This window comes from Nocardia sp. CDC519 (assembly GCF_059509835.1).
This window is the reverse complement of record NZ_CM183377.1, coordinates 1,240,439-1,254,010: the sequence shown is the minus strand read 5'-3', so window position 1 is coordinate 1,254,010 and position 13,572 is coordinate 1,240,439. Positions and strand designations below refer to the sequence as shown.

16 protein-coding genes are annotated in these 13,572 nt (G+C 67.7%); 8 read left to right on the top strand and 8 right to left on the bottom strand.

Annotated elements, in window-relative coordinates:
* Positions 1-3: 3 nt before the first annotated feature.
* Positions 4-1,227, top strand: a complete 1,224-nt coding sequence (locus AC5W7N_RS05550; RefSeq protein ID WP_490724343.1) for an MFS transporter — start codon at positions 4-6, stop codon at positions 1,225-1,227.
* 360 nt (positions 1,228-1,587) lie between these two features.
* Positions 1,588-1,968, top strand: coding sequence for a hypothetical protein (locus AC5W7N_RS05545; RefSeq protein WP_194990936.1), 381 nt, complete (start codon positions 1,588-1,590; stop codon positions 1,966-1,968).
* Here the strand turns inward: AC5W7N_RS05545 and AC5W7N_RS05540 are convergent.
* Positions 1,934-2,359, bottom strand: a complete 426-nt coding sequence (locus AC5W7N_RS05540; RefSeq protein ID WP_280499313.1) for a nitroreductase family deazaflavin-dependent oxidoreductase — start codon at positions 2,357-2,359, stop codon at positions 1,934-1,936. The genes AC5W7N_RS05545 and AC5W7N_RS05540 overlap by 35 nt on opposite strands.
* Before the next feature lie 87 nt (positions 2,360-2,446).
* Between AC5W7N_RS05540 and AC5W7N_RS05535 the strand changes: the two genes are divergently transcribed.
* Together AC5W7N_RS05535 and AC5W7N_RS05530 are read left to right on the top strand one after the other, a co-directional pair.
* Complete coding sequence (locus AC5W7N_RS05535) at positions 2,447-2,791, top strand: type II toxin-antitoxin system RelE/ParE family toxin (protein ID WP_195006865.1); 345 nt, start codon at positions 2,447-2,449, stop codon at positions 2,789-2,791.
* Between the two features lie 5 nt (positions 2,792-2,796).
* On the top strand, positions 2,797-3,096 hold the full coding sequence (locus tag AC5W7N_RS05530; protein WP_194992952.1) for a helix-turn-helix domain-containing protein: 300 nt from the start codon (positions 2,797-2,799) through the stop codon (positions 3,094-3,096).
* A gap of 14 nt (positions 3,097-3,110) precedes the next feature.
* Here the strand turns inward: AC5W7N_RS05530 and AC5W7N_RS05525 are convergent, their stop codons facing one another.
* From AC5W7N_RS05525 to AC5W7N_RS05510, 4 genes are all read right to left on the bottom strand, one after another.
* Entirely contained in the window at positions 3,111-3,407 is a 297-nt protein-coding gene (locus AC5W7N_RS05525; protein ID WP_195006866.1) for a hypothetical protein, read from the bottom strand.
* Between the two features lie 171 nt (positions 3,408-3,578).
* A complete protein-coding gene (locus AC5W7N_RS05520; RefSeq protein WP_163816409.1) occupies positions 3,579-4,304 on the bottom strand; it encodes an amino acid ABC transporter ATP-binding protein in 726 nt (241 codons plus the stop codon).
* Positions 4,305-6,095 (bottom strand): ABC transporter substrate-binding protein/permease, encoded by a 1,791-nt coding sequence (locus AC5W7N_RS05515; protein ID WP_194991183.1) that lies wholly within the window; start codon positions 6,093-6,095, stop codon positions 4,305-4,307.
* 258 nt (positions 6,096-6,353) lie between these two features.
* Positions 6,354-7,148, bottom strand: coding sequence for an LLM class F420-dependent oxidoreductase (locus tag AC5W7N_RS05510; protein ID WP_195020294.1), 795 nt, complete (start codon positions 7,146-7,148; stop codon positions 6,354-6,356).
* A gap of 172 nt (positions 7,149-7,320) precedes the next feature.
* Between AC5W7N_RS05510 and AC5W7N_RS05505 the strand changes: the two genes are divergently transcribed.
* Both AC5W7N_RS05505 and AC5W7N_RS05500 read left to right on the top strand, forming a co-directional pair.
* Positions 7,321-8,064, top strand: coding sequence for an oxygenase MpaB family protein (locus AC5W7N_RS05505; RefSeq protein ID WP_194991185.1), 744 nt, complete (start codon positions 7,321-7,323; stop codon positions 8,062-8,064).
* A gap of 151 nt (positions 8,065-8,215) precedes the next feature.
* Complete coding sequence (locus AC5W7N_RS05500) at positions 8,216-9,313, top strand: ABC transporter ATP-binding protein (protein ID WP_163816417.1); 1,098 nt, start codon at positions 8,216-8,218, stop codon at positions 9,311-9,313.
* A 57-nt stretch (positions 9,314-9,370) separates the two neighbouring features.
* On the opposite strand, the gene AC5W7N_RS05495 is transcribed toward AC5W7N_RS05500, so the two are convergent.
* Positions 9,371-9,895: a winged helix-turn-helix transcriptional regulator gene (locus AC5W7N_RS05495; protein ID WP_163816419.1), complete on the bottom strand. Its 525-nt coding sequence runs from the start codon at positions 9,893-9,895 to the stop codon at positions 9,371-9,373.
* 88 nt (positions 9,896-9,983) lie between these two features.
* Here AC5W7N_RS05495 and AC5W7N_RS05490 point away from each other — a divergent pair, with 88 nt between their 5' ends.
* Positions 9,984-11,153 carry a thiolase family protein gene (locus AC5W7N_RS05490; RefSeq protein ID WP_163816421.1) on the top strand — a complete coding sequence of 390 codons (1,170 nt, stop codon included), beginning with the start codon at positions 9,984-9,986 and terminating at the stop codon, positions 11,151-11,153.
* 113 nt (positions 11,154-11,266) lie between these two features.
* On the opposite strand, the gene AC5W7N_RS05485 is transcribed toward AC5W7N_RS05490, so the two are convergent.
* Positions 11,267-11,584 carry a hypothetical protein gene (locus AC5W7N_RS05485; RefSeq protein WP_163816423.1) on the bottom strand — a complete coding sequence of 106 codons (318 nt, stop codon included), beginning with the start codon at positions 11,582-11,584 and terminating at the stop codon, positions 11,267-11,269.
* An 83-nt stretch (positions 11,585-11,667) separates the two neighbouring features.
* Here AC5W7N_RS05485 and AC5W7N_RS05480 point away from each other — a divergent pair, with 83 nt between their 5' ends.
* Positions 11,668-12,639 (top strand): o-succinylbenzoate synthase, encoded by a 972-nt coding sequence (locus AC5W7N_RS05480; protein WP_495923368.1) that lies wholly within the window; start codon positions 11,668-11,670, stop codon positions 12,637-12,639.
* A 302-nt stretch (positions 12,640-12,941) separates the two neighbouring features.
* Here AC5W7N_RS05480 and AC5W7N_RS05475 read toward each other — a convergent pair whose 3' ends face one another.
* Positions 12,942-13,454, bottom strand: a complete 513-nt coding sequence (locus tag AC5W7N_RS05475) for a TIGR04338 family metallohydrolase (RefSeq protein WP_228806631.1) — start codon at positions 13,452-13,454, stop codon at positions 12,942-12,944.
* Positions 13,455-13,572 lie beyond the last annotated feature (118 nt).

Below are 13,572 nucleotides of genomic sequence, written 5' to 3'. Positions count from 1 at the left end.
GATGTGAATGCTCATCTCGCCGACGACCTCCGTGATGATCTGCGGCTGCGCGGTTCGGTCGTATTGTTCATGTCGCTCGCGGCTGCGCTCGGGACGTCAACCATCTACCCGCTGCAACCGGCGATCGCCGAAGTGGCGGGCTCCTTGCATACGTCGATCGCCGTGGCCGGATTCGCGCTTGCGGGTGGCCCGATCGGGTATCTGGTGGGTCTCGGGCTGATCGTCCCGATGATCGACCGATTCTCGCCCGGCCGGACGCTCGCGATGCAGTTCGGCGCCTTGGCCGTCGCGTTGGCGGTGAGCGCCGTCGCGGATCGTGCGTGGCAGGTGGGTCTGCTGATCGGCGTTATCGGCGCGTGCTCGTCGGTCGGGGCGAGCCTCAGCTCGCTCGCGGGGCGGCTGGCTCCCGCACACCGGCGGGCCACGGTCCTCGGCATCGTCACCGCGGGCATCGCGGCCGGGATCCTCGCGGGCCGGATCGCGGGAGGATGGCTGGCCGAGGAAATCGGCTGGCGCGGAATGCTTCTGGTATTCGCCGTGGCTTGCCTGTGCGCCGCCGGGCTGTGCCTGGTGCTGCTGCCTGCGACCCGAGGCGCCGCCGAACTCGATTACCTCGCGATGCTGCGCTCACTGCCCGGTCTGTTCGTACGGCACCCCACGCTGAGGGTGGCCGCGGTGTGCGGCGCGCTGTGGTTCTTCGCGTTCTGCGCGGTATGGGCCGGGCTCGCCGTCGCGCTCTCGGCGCCGCCGTTCTCCTACTCCGCAGAACAGATCGGCCTGTACGCACTGGCCGGGCTCGCAGGCATCCCCGCTACGCAGCTGGCCGGCATCTGGACCGATCGGGCGGGCGCGCGGCGGGTCATCCTGCTGGGTCTCGCGCTTGCCGGTACCGCCCTCTTCATCACCGGCCCGACCCTCGCGAACACGATCGCCGTCCTGATCTGCCTCGCCCTGTTCGACGCCGGCCTCTTCGCCGCTCAGGTGGCGAATCAGAGCACCGTACTGGCCATCGATCCCGACGCTCCCGCCCGATTCAACAGCGCGTACATGCTGGTGTACTTCATCGGCGGCAGCCTCGGAACCGCTTGCGGCGCAGCATCCGTCGAGTGGTTCGGCTGGACGGCTACAGCATTGTCGGCCGTCGGCGCCATCGGAATCGCCGCCGCTATCGCCGCGCTCAGCGCGCGGGGCGAGGTGCGGGCCGGGGCGCGTGGACCGAGCCTCTAGGCATGCGCTGTCGATGATCTTCCCAGCGATGACGGCTCGATCCGGCTCCATTACGGTGATCACGCCGGACGGAACGCTTCGACATTCGCGGCCATGGGGTGGCTCAGACAGTTGTCCTGCACTGTAGCGAACCGGATCATCGATCATCCGGGGGGCAGCGTATGGGCCTGCAAGGGATACGTTGCCAATGCCACCCCTTCCGTGTCCTGGCCGCCGACAGCTCACGTTGCGCTGGGGGTGCCATGGCACCGGGCCCAGGCATCGAACGGGTCGGACGATGCCGGTCGGGGTCCGCTGCCACGAGTCTGGCGCCTGGGACCTCTTGACCTCGAGTATGGTTGATGTTCCAACCTGGTCGGTATGAGCATCCTTTTCCACAACACGATGCGGATCACCGAAGGGCATCTGGAGGAGTTCTCGGCGGCGGTGAAACGCGCCGTGGCGTTTGTCGAGGAGCACGGTCCGCAGCTGATGGTTCACGTCTTTCTGGACGAGGAGCGCGGCCTGGCGCACAGCTTCCAGCTCTACCCGGATTCCGAAGCGGTGCTGGCACATTGGCAGCTGTCCGACCCTTATATCCAGGACGTGATGGCACACTGCACCGTGCAATCGTTCGAGACCTACGGCGAGATGTCCGAGGAGGTCATCGCGGGGCTGCGGTCCGGGCCGGCGGGCGAGCCGACGATCCGACCCGCGCTGACCGGCTTCACTCGCTTCGGGGCGGCGAAGCGGCCCGGGTGAGCGCCACCACCGGGATGACGCGCTCGGTCTTCTGCTCATGGTCGGCGAACCACGGGTAGGCCTGTTTCAGCATCGCCCAGATCCGCTCGCGTTCCTCGCCGTCGAGCGTCGTCGCGAAGGCGTCGTAGGTCTCGTCACCTACCTCGACGACCACCTTCGGGTCGCCGACCAGATTCAGGTACCAGTCCGGATGACGGGGCGCGCCCATGTTGGAGGCGATCACCAGCACCCGGTCGCCGTCGCGGTGGAACATCATCGGCGCGGTGTACGGGCGTCCGCTGCGGCGGCCGGTCGTGGTCAGCAGGAGCAGCCGATCCCGGTGCATGCCTTCCGGGTCCTCACCCGCACGGAACTTCGCGATCGTCTCCCGATTGATCCGCGCTAGATCCACCGCACCTCCCGCAACATCGGGCCGCCCGTCGGCGCTTCGATACCCATTCGAAACCTTATCCGATTGCCTCGATATACCATCCATGTTATGAATTGGGGAGAGGTCGAGACGGAACCCGAGGTAGACCGATGGTTCGACTCGCTCACACTGGAGGATCGAACAACTGTCATCTTCTATGTCGATCTACTCGTCGAGAAGGGCGTGCTACTCGGCGAGCCGTACACCAGGCAGCTGCGTGGCAAGCTACGGGAGCTCCGCTTCTACCTCACCCGAGATGCTGTACGGATCACCTACTGGATCGCGCCCGGTCGGCGAATAATCCTGTTGACTGTGTTTCGTAAACAGAGGATGCGCGAGGTCGCCGAGATCGAAAGAGCCATGCGAGCGATGAACCGGTGTATTGCGGAGGCTCACACCGTGGAGGAGGACTGACATCCATGGGCGAACACACAAGCTGGGCCGCGCGGCGGGCCGAGGTTCTCGCGCAGCCGGGCGCGGCAGCAGCCTACGACGCCGCGCGTATCCGGTTCGAACTCGGAGCGGCTGTCAGAGCGCGCCGGGAGGAACTCGGCATCACTCAATCCGAATTGGCACAACGAGCCGGTTTGCGCCAGCCGGCGGTCGCTCGGTTCGAGGCGGGCGGAACCATGCCGACGATCCCGTTGCTCGAGCGGTTGGCGCAGGCCCTGGAACTGCGGCTTCGGGTCCATTTCGAACCGGATAGAGCTGCGGGCTAGGAAACTTCAACAACTCAGTGGTCGTCGTAATGCCCGTCGTGCGAAGCATGGCGGTGACCGTCGTGGATGTAATCGACGTGATCGCCGTGCGGCACCGCGACATGCCCGCAGCCCTCGCCGTGGACGTGGTCGTGCGGGGAGCATTCGGTGTGGCCGCCGGCCTCACATTCGTCGTAGTGGCCTTCGTGTTCGCGGTGCAGGTGGCCGTCGTGCACGTAGTCGACGTGGTCGCCGTGCGGGACGGAGACGTGCCCGCAGGCCGGGCCGTGCTTGTGCTCGTGTTCGGTGTGCTGAGCGTGTGCTGTCGTCATCAGAATCCTTCTTCCCGTGTGGGTCGGGCGGAACCGAAGAGCACCTCACACATTATCAAGTGCGCATGAATGCGTGGTAGCGACGAAATCGCCACGCCGGACGACCGGCGTGGATTCGCCGAGGCGACCAGCGCCGGTTGTGAGGCCGGGACCGACCGATGAAGCAGGCCCCTACAGCACCTGGTCGAGGAATCGGCGCAGTCGTGGCGTCTCCGCATTGTCGAACAGTGCGTCGGGGCTGCCGGTCTCCACCACCTGACCGGCGTCCATGAACACCACGCTGTCGGAAACGCTGCGGGCGAAGCCCATCTCGTGGGTCACCACGATCATCGACATGCCGCCAGCGGCCAGATCCGACATGAGCGCGAGCACACCTTTGACCAGCTCCGGGTCGAGCGCGGAGGTGGCCTCGTCGAAGAACATGATGTCCGGTTTCATGGCCAGCGCCCGCGCGATCGCCACCCGCTGCTGCTGGCCGCCGGACAGATTGGCCGGGCGGGAATCGGCCTTACCGGCCAGCCCGACCACCTCGAGCTGCTCGAGCGCCAGCGCCCGCGCCTGCTCCTTGGACAATCCGCGCAGCTTGCGCGGGCCGAGCGCCACATTCTCGGCCACGGTCTTGTGCGGGAACAGGTTGAAATGCTGGAACACCATGCCGATGCGCTGGCGCAGCTTATCCGGGTCCTCGGTGAGCACCGACGTGCCGTCGAGCAGGATGTCGCCGGCGTCGGGTTCGTGCAGGCGGTTGAGCACCCGCAGCAGCGTGGATTTACCGGAACCGGACGGCCCGATGACGGTAGTGGTCTTGCCGGCGTCGACGTGGATGTCCACACCGCGCAGGATCTCGTTGTTCCCGAGCTTCAGCCGCAGGCCGGTGCCGGTGAGTGAGGCGCTCATCTACCCACGCCCTTCCGTGATCGCGGCCTGTTCGACCGGGTCGATGGGTTGATCGGGGCGGCCGGTCCGCATGCGCCGGTCGATGTAGTTCACCAGGTGGGTGAGCGGAATCGTCAGCAGCAGATACACCAGACCGGCCGCGACCAGCGGGGACAGGTTGCCGGTCTGCGCGTTGAGGTCACGGCCGACGGCGAACAGCTCACGCTGGGCGGCGAGCAGCCCGAGGAAATAGATCAGCGACGAATCCTTGATCAGCGCGATGAACTGATTCATCAGTGCGGGCAGCACCCGGCGCACGCCCTGCGGGATCACCACCAGCGTCATCGCCTGCCGGTATCCGAAGCCGATGGCGCGGGCGGCCTCGAGCTGGCCCGGCTCCACCGACTGGATGCCGGAGCGGAAGATCTCGCCGATATAGGCCGAGGCCAGCAGCGCCAATGCCACCGCACCCAGCCAGTACGGGTTGTTTCCGGTCAGATCGCGCACCACCGGGCCGACACCGAGGCCGATCAGCAGAATGATCACCACGGCGGGCAGGCCACGGAAAATGTCGGTGTAGATCCGGGCCGGCCAGCGCAGCCACCGACTGCGCGAGATACCCGCCACCGCGAGCAACATGCCGATCGCGGTGCCGAGCACACCGGAGACGACCGCGAGGATCAATGTGTTCGGCAGGCCGGTTTTGAACAGATCCGGGAAGGCCTGCCGGTACAGCGACCAATCGAAGAAGGTGTCGCGCAATTGCTCCAGCGTCGACTTCGGTTCGGTCTGCGTCTGCTCGGCCGGTGCGCGTTCGGCGGCGATGGCGGCGAAATCCGGAAGCTCCGGCACCGGGGCGGCTTTCGAGCCCGGCTTCCAGCCCGGCGGCAATTCGCGCGGCACCCACTTGCTGTAGAGCTCGGCGTAGGTGCCGTCGGCGATCACCGCGTCCAGACCGGCGTTGAGCGCGTCGACCAGCGGCTGCTTGTTCTTGCCGACCGCCCAGGCCGCGAAATTCTCCAGACTGAAGGAGTTCTCGGCGATCTTCGTGCCGTCACCGGGCGAGATCGCGCCCTCGGCCTGCGCCGACGGCGCCACCCAGGCATCGACCTGCCCGGATTTCAGGTTGGAATAGGCGGTGTTGTAATCCGGGAACTTCACCGGATCCAAACCCAGTGTGTTGACGACGTATTCGTCCTGCACCGTGCCCTGCACCACCGCGACCCGGCTGCTCGGGCCCAGATCGTCGAAACTGCCGATCGGGCTGCCGTCGGCGACGACGAGCGAGAAATAGCCGAAGTCGTAGCCGTTGGTGAAGTCCACCATCCGCCTGCGCTCTTCGGTGGTGGTGATATTGGACGAGCCGACATCGAAACGCCCACCGGCTACCTGCGCGAGCAGGCCCGCGAATTCGGTGCCGGAGAATTCCACCTGCAGACCCAGTTTCGCGCCGACCGCGCGCAGCAGTTCATTGTCGAAACCGGTGAAGGCGCCCGCGGAGTTCACGCAGATGCTCGGCGGCGCGTCCGACAGGGTGCCGACGCTCAGCTTGCCCGGGGTGATCAGCCCCAGCTTGGAGATGTCGATGGACTCCAGCGGCACCGTGGCCGGCGTGGTGTAGCGGTCCTCGCCCGCCTTGGCCGGTGAGGCCAGGTTCTTCGGCGCGGCCGCGGCCGCCTCGACCCCGGGTGGGGCGCACAGATCGCGGGCCGACGAGCCGTCACCGGAACCGCAGGCCGTCGCCAAGCCGACGACGGCGAGCAATATCACGGCGATCAACACACGAGACCGCACAGCGAGCAGACCAGCCATGGGAGAACACCCTAGCCGCCCAGCTCAGGCTATCCGGCGGCTACCGGCGCGAGCCGGGGGCACGAGGTCGGTGACCACTGGATCGGCCCGTTCCGGCGGATTCGACCACGGTGCGAGAAATCCCGCCGCAACCGCCGGACAACGCGCTGCTAATCGGAGGACGCCGGTCGCGGGTTCCGACTCGATCGAGTGAGAAGCGTCGGCTCGCGCCGCCCCCGATCGTCGCGGGAACCTTCCGCGCGACCGCCGCGACAGGTATCAGGCGATCCCACTGATCGGCTCCGGGTTGATCTCGTCGCGCCAGTTGATCGCCTCCACGACGCGGCTCAGGTCATAATCCGGGCCACTGACGCCGACGGTGAACAGTGTCGCGCCCGCCTCGAGGAATGCGGGCGCCAGGCTGCGGCCCGGCCAGCTCACCGAGCGCTCGATCCGCCCGGGGTCGGTGCCCGCGGCGGCGCAATGGCCCCCGAGGATGCCGCTCTTGCGGGTGAAGACCTCGAGATCGCCGAAGCTGTGCCAGATGTCGGCGTGTTCGGCGACCAGGCGCAGCGTTTTGCGTTCACCGCCACCGCCGATGAGCATCGGGATATCGCGTACCGGCTGCGGATTCAGCTTCTTCATCCGCGCGTCGATCCGGGCCAGGGACGATTTCAGCAGGTCCAGCCGGGTGCCAGGGGTGCCGAATTCATAGCCGTACTCGGCGTAATCCCGTTCGAACCAGCCGCCGCCGATCCCGAGGATCAGCCTGCCGCCGCTGATGTGGTCGACGGTGCGCGCCATATCGGCGAGCAGATCCGGATTGCGATAACCACCGCCGGTGACCAGCGCGCCGATCTCGACCCTCTCGGTCTGCTCGGCGAACGCGCCGAGCATGGTCCAGCATTCGAAATGCGCGCCGTCGGGATCGCCGGTGAGCGGGAAGAAGTGGTCCCAGTTGAAGACGATGTCAACGCCCGCGTCCTCTGCCCGCCGCACCGCGTCCCGGATCAGGCCGTATTCGGACGCGTGTTGCGGTTGCAGCTGAACTCCCACACGAACCGGTCGGCTCATCGCGTTGACTCCTCGTCGCTCGGGGCGCTTGCCCGACCGAGGCTACCGCCGTGCGCGTATTCCGGCCGGGCGAACCGCGCGCAGCCATGGCCCGGCTGATAGAGTGAGAGATATATTGCCTCACAATCTCATCGACTGATCGGCGGGTTCCGCGTCGGAAATGGTGGTGCACATGGCTGGTCACCGGAAGGACGGCGAATCCGGTTCGCTACTACGACGACATCTGGGTGACCGGCGCTTCCTGCTGGCGCTGCCGCGTGCGGTGACCTTGCAGATCCTGCATCCGGCGATCGCGACCGCGTTCGTGGACCACGTCCCGTATCGGCTCTGGTGGCACAAGCGGCGCACGGTTCTGCAGATGATTCGCCTGGCCTACGACGAACGCGACGGGCGCCCGATCATCCGGTACGGGCACGAGCACGTGAAGGGGCGCGATCAGCTCGGGCGCCGCTATCACGCGCTGCACCCCGAGCTGTTCCATTTCCAGCACGCGACCTACGTCGACACCCTGTTCACCGCGGTGAACACCTTCGACGTCCCGCTCTCGGCCGCTGAGCACGAACAGCTGTACGCCGAATGTTGTGACTGGTACCGGCTTTACGGCGTGTCGGCGCGGTACATGCCCGAAACGTGGGCCGAATTCCAGCACTACTTCGCCGAGGTCTGCGCCACCCGGCTGCGCCTCACACCCCACGGTGCGCAGTTGGCCCCGCAGGCACTGCGGCCCGACGCGTGGGTGCCGCGACTGACACCCGGCTATGCGATCCGCGGGCTGCTGCACGAACGCGCCGCCGAACTACTCGGCGTCACCGTGAGCGCGCGCGACCGGGCGGCGCTGCGTGCATATGCGGCCACCCTCCGGTCCGGCGCGCAGCTCGCTCCCCGAACGCTGCGGTACGTCCCGACCGCCCGGTGAGATAGGTGCCCGGCGCCCCGGATCGGCCCCCGCGGCGGCGCGGCCCACACCGACCGGCGCTGCGGGGCGAGCGCACCGCACGTAAGATCCGCCGGAACCCTCTACTCGGATCGTCCGGCACGTTCCTGCCGGTGAAGGGAAGTGATCTGCCGTGGCTACGGTGACCTTCGACCAGGCCACCCGGTTGTACCCGGGCGCTGGTAAACCGGCTGTCGACCAGTTGAACCTGGAGATCGCCGACGGTGAATTCCTGGTCCTGGTCGGGCCGTCCGGCTGCGGGAAATCCACCTCGCTGCGGATGCTGGCCGGTCTGGAGGAGGTCAACGGCGGCCGGATCCTGATCGGCGAGCGGGACGTGACGCACGCCGAGCCGAAGGAACGCGATATCGCGATGGTGTTCCAGAACTACGCGCTCTACCCGCACATGACCGTCGCGGAGAACATGGGCTTCGCGCTCAAGCTCGCCAAGGTGAACAAGGCGGAGACCAAGCAGCGGGTGCTGGAGGCGGCGAAACTGCTGGACCTCGAGCCCTACCTGGACCGCAAGCCCAAGGCGCTGTCCGGTGGTCAGCGGCAGCGCGTCGCCATGGGTCGCGCCATCGTGCGGCAGCCGCAGGTGTTCCTGATGGACGAGCCGCTGTCGAACCTCGACGCCAAGCTCCGGGTGCAGACTCGCACCCAGATCGCGCAATTGCAGCGCAGGCTCGGCACCACCACGGTGTATGTCACCCACGACCAGGTCGAGGCCATGACCATGGGCGATCGGGTCGCCGTGCTGCGCGACGGACTGCTGCAGCAGTGCGCCTCGCCGCGCGATCTGTACCGCGATCCGGCCAACGTGTTCGTCGCCGGGTTCATGGGCTCGCCCGCGATGAATCTGTTCACCCTGCCCGTCTCCGACGGCACCGTCTCTCTCGGCGGACACCGGTTGACGCTGCCGCGCTCGGTGGCCGACGCGAGCAATGGCTCGGTGACCGTCGGCGTGCGGCCGGAGCATCTGGAGATCGGCGGGGACGGTTCCGCGCTCACCAAGGGCGGCGCCGGGATCGAGATGGAGGTGGACGTGGTCGAGGAACTCGGCTCCGACGCCTACATCTACGGACGCACCATCGCCGACGATGCCGGCGAAACTATTGTGGCGCGCGCGGATTGGCGTAACCCGCCGGCCAAGGGCGAGCGGGTGCTGCTCACCGCCGACCCGGAACACACCTACTTCTTCGCCGCCGACGACGGACGCCGGCTGAACTGAGACCGCACGTCCGCCCGGCTCGTACCGGGCGGACGAATCTCGCAGCGGTTCGACACGCTAGGTGCGGTCGGCGCCCGGCCCACCTCTGGACCGCACCCACTCCTCGTTCAGCCGCACACCGAGCTGCTCGAGCGCGATCTCTCGTCCGGATTCGCTGCGCACCTGCACGCGCACCGGCGCCCCGGTGGATTCCTCGACCAGTTGCAACGGCGCGGGACCGGGCTGCAAGTAGGTGTCGCCCCACTGCATCAACGCCAGCACCACGGGCAGCAGATCGCGACCCTTGCCGGTGAGCACGTACTCATGGCGGGTTCGTTTGCCTTCGTCCTGGTAGGGGCGTTTCTCCAGCAGCCCTGCCGCGGTGAGCTTGCGCAATTGGCTCGCGGCCGCGGCGTCGGTGATGCCGACTCGTGCCGCGAAGCCGTCGAATCTGGTGGTGCCGTAATAGGCCTCGCGCAATATCAGGATGGCCGAGCGAGTGCCGACCACGTCGAGCGCCTTCGCGATCGAGCAGTGCTCGGGTTTCCATGAGCTGAGGTCGGCGAGAGGCCCTTCCATCACGGCTGCCATGACCAGCATCATACCGACCCTGACTTGCCTCCACTATTGCCAGACGTACCCTGGCTATATAGCGTCATAGTCAGATGTGACGCGATCGGAAGGAAGAACCATGAGAGACGCGGTCATCGTCGAGGCAGTCCGCACGCCGATCGGCAAGGGCAAGCCGAATGGAGCCCTGCACGACGTCCACCCGGTCGACCTGCTCGCCCACAGCCTGCGCGCGGTGGTGGAGCGCAGCGGCATCGATCCCGAGCTCATCGACGACGTCATCGGCGGCATCGTCACCCAGGTCGGTGAGCAGGGCGTGAATATGACCCGCCGCGCCGCCCTGGCCGCAGGCTTTCCCGAGTCGGTGCCTGCCACCACGGTGGACCGCCAGTGCGGCAGCAGTCAGCAGGCCATTCACTTCGCGGCACAGGGCGTCATCTCGGGCGCCTACGACATCGTGGTCGCCGCGGGCGTGGAATCGATGGGGCGGGTGCCGATGGGCGCGAGCCTGATCGGCACCGAGGATCCGTCCGGTGCCGGATTCGCCGAGCGCTATCCGGAGGGGTGGGTGCCGCAGGGCATCAGCGCCGAACTGATCGCCGCCACCTGGGGATTGACTCGCACCCAGCTCGACGAATTCGCACTGACCAGCCACGACAAGGCGGCCGCCGCCACCAAGGACGGACGATTCGACGCCGAGCTCGCACCCATCGCCGGACTGAGCACCGACGAGGGCATCCGGGTGGGCAGCACCATGGACACCCTCGCGAGCCTGCGCCCGGCCTACTACGACCCCGCCATGGCCGAACGGTTTCCGCAGATCGGCTGGCAGATCACCGCGGCGACGGCCAGCCAGGTCAGCGACGGCAGCGCGGCCGTACTGATCATGACCAGTGAGAAGGCCGCTCAGCTCGGTCTGCGACCGCTCGCCCGGCTGCACAGCTTCGCCGTCGCCGGTGACGATCCGCTGCTGATGCTCACCGCGGTGATCCCGGCCACCCGAAAGGTCTTGCGGCGGGCCGGACTACAGCTGTCCGATATCGATCTGATCGAGATCAACGAGGCATTCTCACCGGTGGTGCTGGCCTGGGCACACGACACGGGTGCCGATATGAGCCGAGTGAACGTCAATGGCGGAGCGATCGCGATCGGGCATCCCCTCGGCGCATCGGGGGCCCGGCTGATGACGACTCTGGTGCACGCCATGCAGGAACGTGGCGCGCGATTCGGTCTGCAAACAATGTGCGAGGCAGGAGGTTTGGCGAACGCGACGATCGTCGAACGACTCTGAACCGAACGTGCGGCGAGCGAGCGAGCGCGGATGGGCGGGTCGGGTGTACACCCGAGGGCACATCGGCGCCCGGCCCGCCCGTTCGAGCTCACACGCCCCGATCCCGGACCGCCTCAGCCGGGCGCGGTGAAGATGGCGACCAGGAATCCGCACACCCAGGCTCCGGCGAACAGTGGCGCGCCGATCAAGGGCGCCCAGCCGATCGGGCGTCGGCTCCGGACGGCATCGAGCACGGACACGACGACGGTGCCGATCGTCAGCGCGAAGCCGACGACGGCGATCGCGTACGCGGCCGTCAGGTCGTGTGGGCGTGCCGACTCGCGGCCGGTCAGCTCGTACCACTCCAGCAATTGGATTGTCACCCAGCCGGTTCCGGCCGTGATCAGGGTCGCGGGGATCGCGCGTGCGAGATCCGGGATTCGCCGTCGCACAGTTCGAGTGTGCGGGCGACGCGGCGGCGCGGCAATACCGAGGGCGAATCCACGTCCGGACCGAGCCGACTACCCTGCTGACGATGAGCGAGGTCGAAGCCGTCGGCGTGTACGCGGTGCCCATGCGCACCCGGTTCCGTGGCATCACCGTGCGCGAGGGGATGCTGGTGCGCGGGCCGCTCGGCTGGGGTGAGTTCTGCGCGTTTCCCGAGTACGACGACCGGGAGGCCGCGCAGTGGCTGGCCACCGCCGTCGAGCAGGTGACGGTCGGCTGGCCCGCGCCGGTGCGGGATCGGATACCGGTGAACTGCACGGTGCCCGCGGTCGGGCCGGAACGGGCGCATGCCATCGTCGCGGGGTCGGGGTGCCGCACCGCCAAGGTGAAGGTGGCCGATCATCCCGGCTCGCTATCGGAGGATGTGGCGCGGGTCGAGGCGGTGCGTGATGCGCTCGGCCCGGACGGTGCGGTGCGGGTGGACGCCAACGCGCTCTGGGATGTGGAGACCGCGGTACGGAATATCCGCGAGATCGACCGGGCGGCAGGCGGTCTCGAATACGTCGAGCAGCCCTGCCGCACGATCGACGAACTGGCCGCGGTGCGCGGGCGAGTGGAGGTGCGGATCGCCGCGGACGAATCCATTCGGCGGACCGAGGATCCGCTGCGTGTGGCGGTCGCGGGCGCCGCCGATATCGCGGTGCTGAAGTGCACACCGCTGGGCGGAGTGCGCCGCGCGCTCGAGGTCGCCGATGCCGCCGGACTCCCGTGCGTGGTGTCCTCGGCACTGGAGACCAGCGTCGGGCTGTCGGCGCAGGTCGCGCTCGCCGCGACGCTGCCCGGGCTCGACTTCGCTTGCGGGCTCGGCACCGTCGCGCTGTTCGAGGGCGATGTGGTGGCCGAACCACTGCTACCGGTGGACGGGTACCTCCCCGTCCCGCGCACACCACCGGCGCCCGACCCGGACCTGCTGGAGCGTTACCGGCATCCCGACCCGGACCGGACCGCCTGGTGGCACGACCGCTTCGACCGAGTACACGCCCTCCTCGGCCGCCGGTAGCCCGGCAGCCGGATCACCGCGTCAGCGGATGTGCGTGGTGCCGGAGCAGCGCACCGGCGGAACGGGCACGAAGCCGGTGTTGGTCACCGAAACGTCGAGGCGAACCGGCCCCGGGCCGGTGTGGATGGTGAACCCACATGTCGTGGACAGCCTTTCGCCGGAACGAAACGAGATCGGCAGCCCTTCTCGACCAACGATATTCGGTGCGCGGCGGATACACCCTTCGGTCCAGCCCCCTTGACGGTTACGCGGAGCGGGCGGCTGTGAGCACTACGACATTTCCGTTCGAGTGCGTGGCCGGATCAACCGAAACGCACGCCGCAACCGGTCATGGTGCCGCGCAGCAGCAGCGCCGCTTCCGGGCCTATCACGCCGTCTACCAATTCGACGTATCTGGTACAGAATTCGGGGCCGTGCGGGGCCTGCTCACCCGGACGCGGTTCGAGATGATGGGTCAGCTCGTGCAGCACCACCAATTCCCGCAGCGCCCAGGCGGTTCCGCCGGTATGCAGCGGGACGGCGAGCACCGCGCCGTCGGCCTCGTAATGGGCCGCGGTGGTGCCCACTCGGGAACGCACCCGCACCGGCGTGCCGGCCCGGGCCCATTGCCGCGCGACCCAGTTCAATGCCAGCACCCGATCGCAATAGGTCTGCACCGACTCGACGGAGGCGAACCGGCGCTCCACCGGCAAGGTGATCTGCGAACCGAACACCTCCACGGTGCGGTTGCCGAACTCGTCGGCCCGATCGAACGCACCGCGCACCAACTGCTCGGCGTCATAGACCCGGGCCCGCTGACTGTCTCGCACGCTCATCACGGCACCACCCGCGCTGCGCTGGGGGTCGGCCGGCTCATCCACGCCGGATGGACCACGGTGGAACGTGGACGACACGTCGGCTGGGATGCGGGCACGGTGACGTGGCGCCGGTCGA

Coding starts and splice junctions, on each gene's coding strand:
- AC5W7N_RS05545 (WP_194990936.1), top strand. CDS start 1,588: ATGAGCATCCTTTTCCACAACACGATGCGGATCACCGAAGGGCATCTG.
- AC5W7N_RS05535 (WP_195006865.1), top strand. CDS start 2,447: ATGAATTGGGGAGAGGTCGAGACGGAACCCGAGGTAGACCGATGGTTC.
- AC5W7N_RS05530 (WP_194992952.1), top strand. CDS start 2,797: ATGGGCGAACACACAAGCTGGGCCGCGCGGCGGGCCGAGGTTCTCGCG.
- AC5W7N_RS05525 (WP_195006866.1), bottom strand. CDS start 3,407: ATGACGACAGCACACGCTCAGCACACCGAACACGAGCACAAGCACGGC.
- AC5W7N_RS05520 (WP_163816409.1), bottom strand. CDS start 4,304: ATGAGCGCCTCACTCACCGGCACCGGCCTGCGGCTGAAGCTCGGGAAC.
- AC5W7N_RS05515 (WP_194991183.1), bottom strand. CDS start 6,095: ATGGCTGGTCTGCTCGCTGTGCGGTCTCGTGTGTTGATCGCCGTGATA.
- AC5W7N_RS05510 (WP_195020294.1), bottom strand. CDS start 7,148: ATGAGCCGACCGGTTCGTGTGGGAGTTCAGCTGCAACCGCAACACGCG.
- AC5W7N_RS05505 (WP_194991185.1), top strand. CDS start 7,321: ATGGCTGGTCACCGGAAGGACGGCGAATCCGGTTCGCTACTACGACGA.
- AC5W7N_RS05495 (WP_163816419.1), bottom strand. CDS start 9,895: ATGATGCTGGTCATGGCAGCCGTGATGGAAGGGCCTCTCGCCGACCTC.
- AC5W7N_RS05490 (WP_163816421.1), top strand. CDS start 9,984: ATGAGAGACGCGGTCATCGTCGAGGCAGTCCGCACGCCGATCGGCAAG.
- AC5W7N_RS05480 (WP_495923368.1), top strand. CDS start 11,668: ATGAGCGAGGTCGAAGCCGTCGGCGTGTACGCGGTGCCCATGCGCACC.
- AC5W7N_RS05475 (WP_228806631.1), bottom strand. CDS start 13,454: ATGAGCGTGCGAGACAGTCAGCGGGCCCGGGTCTATGACGCCGAGCAG.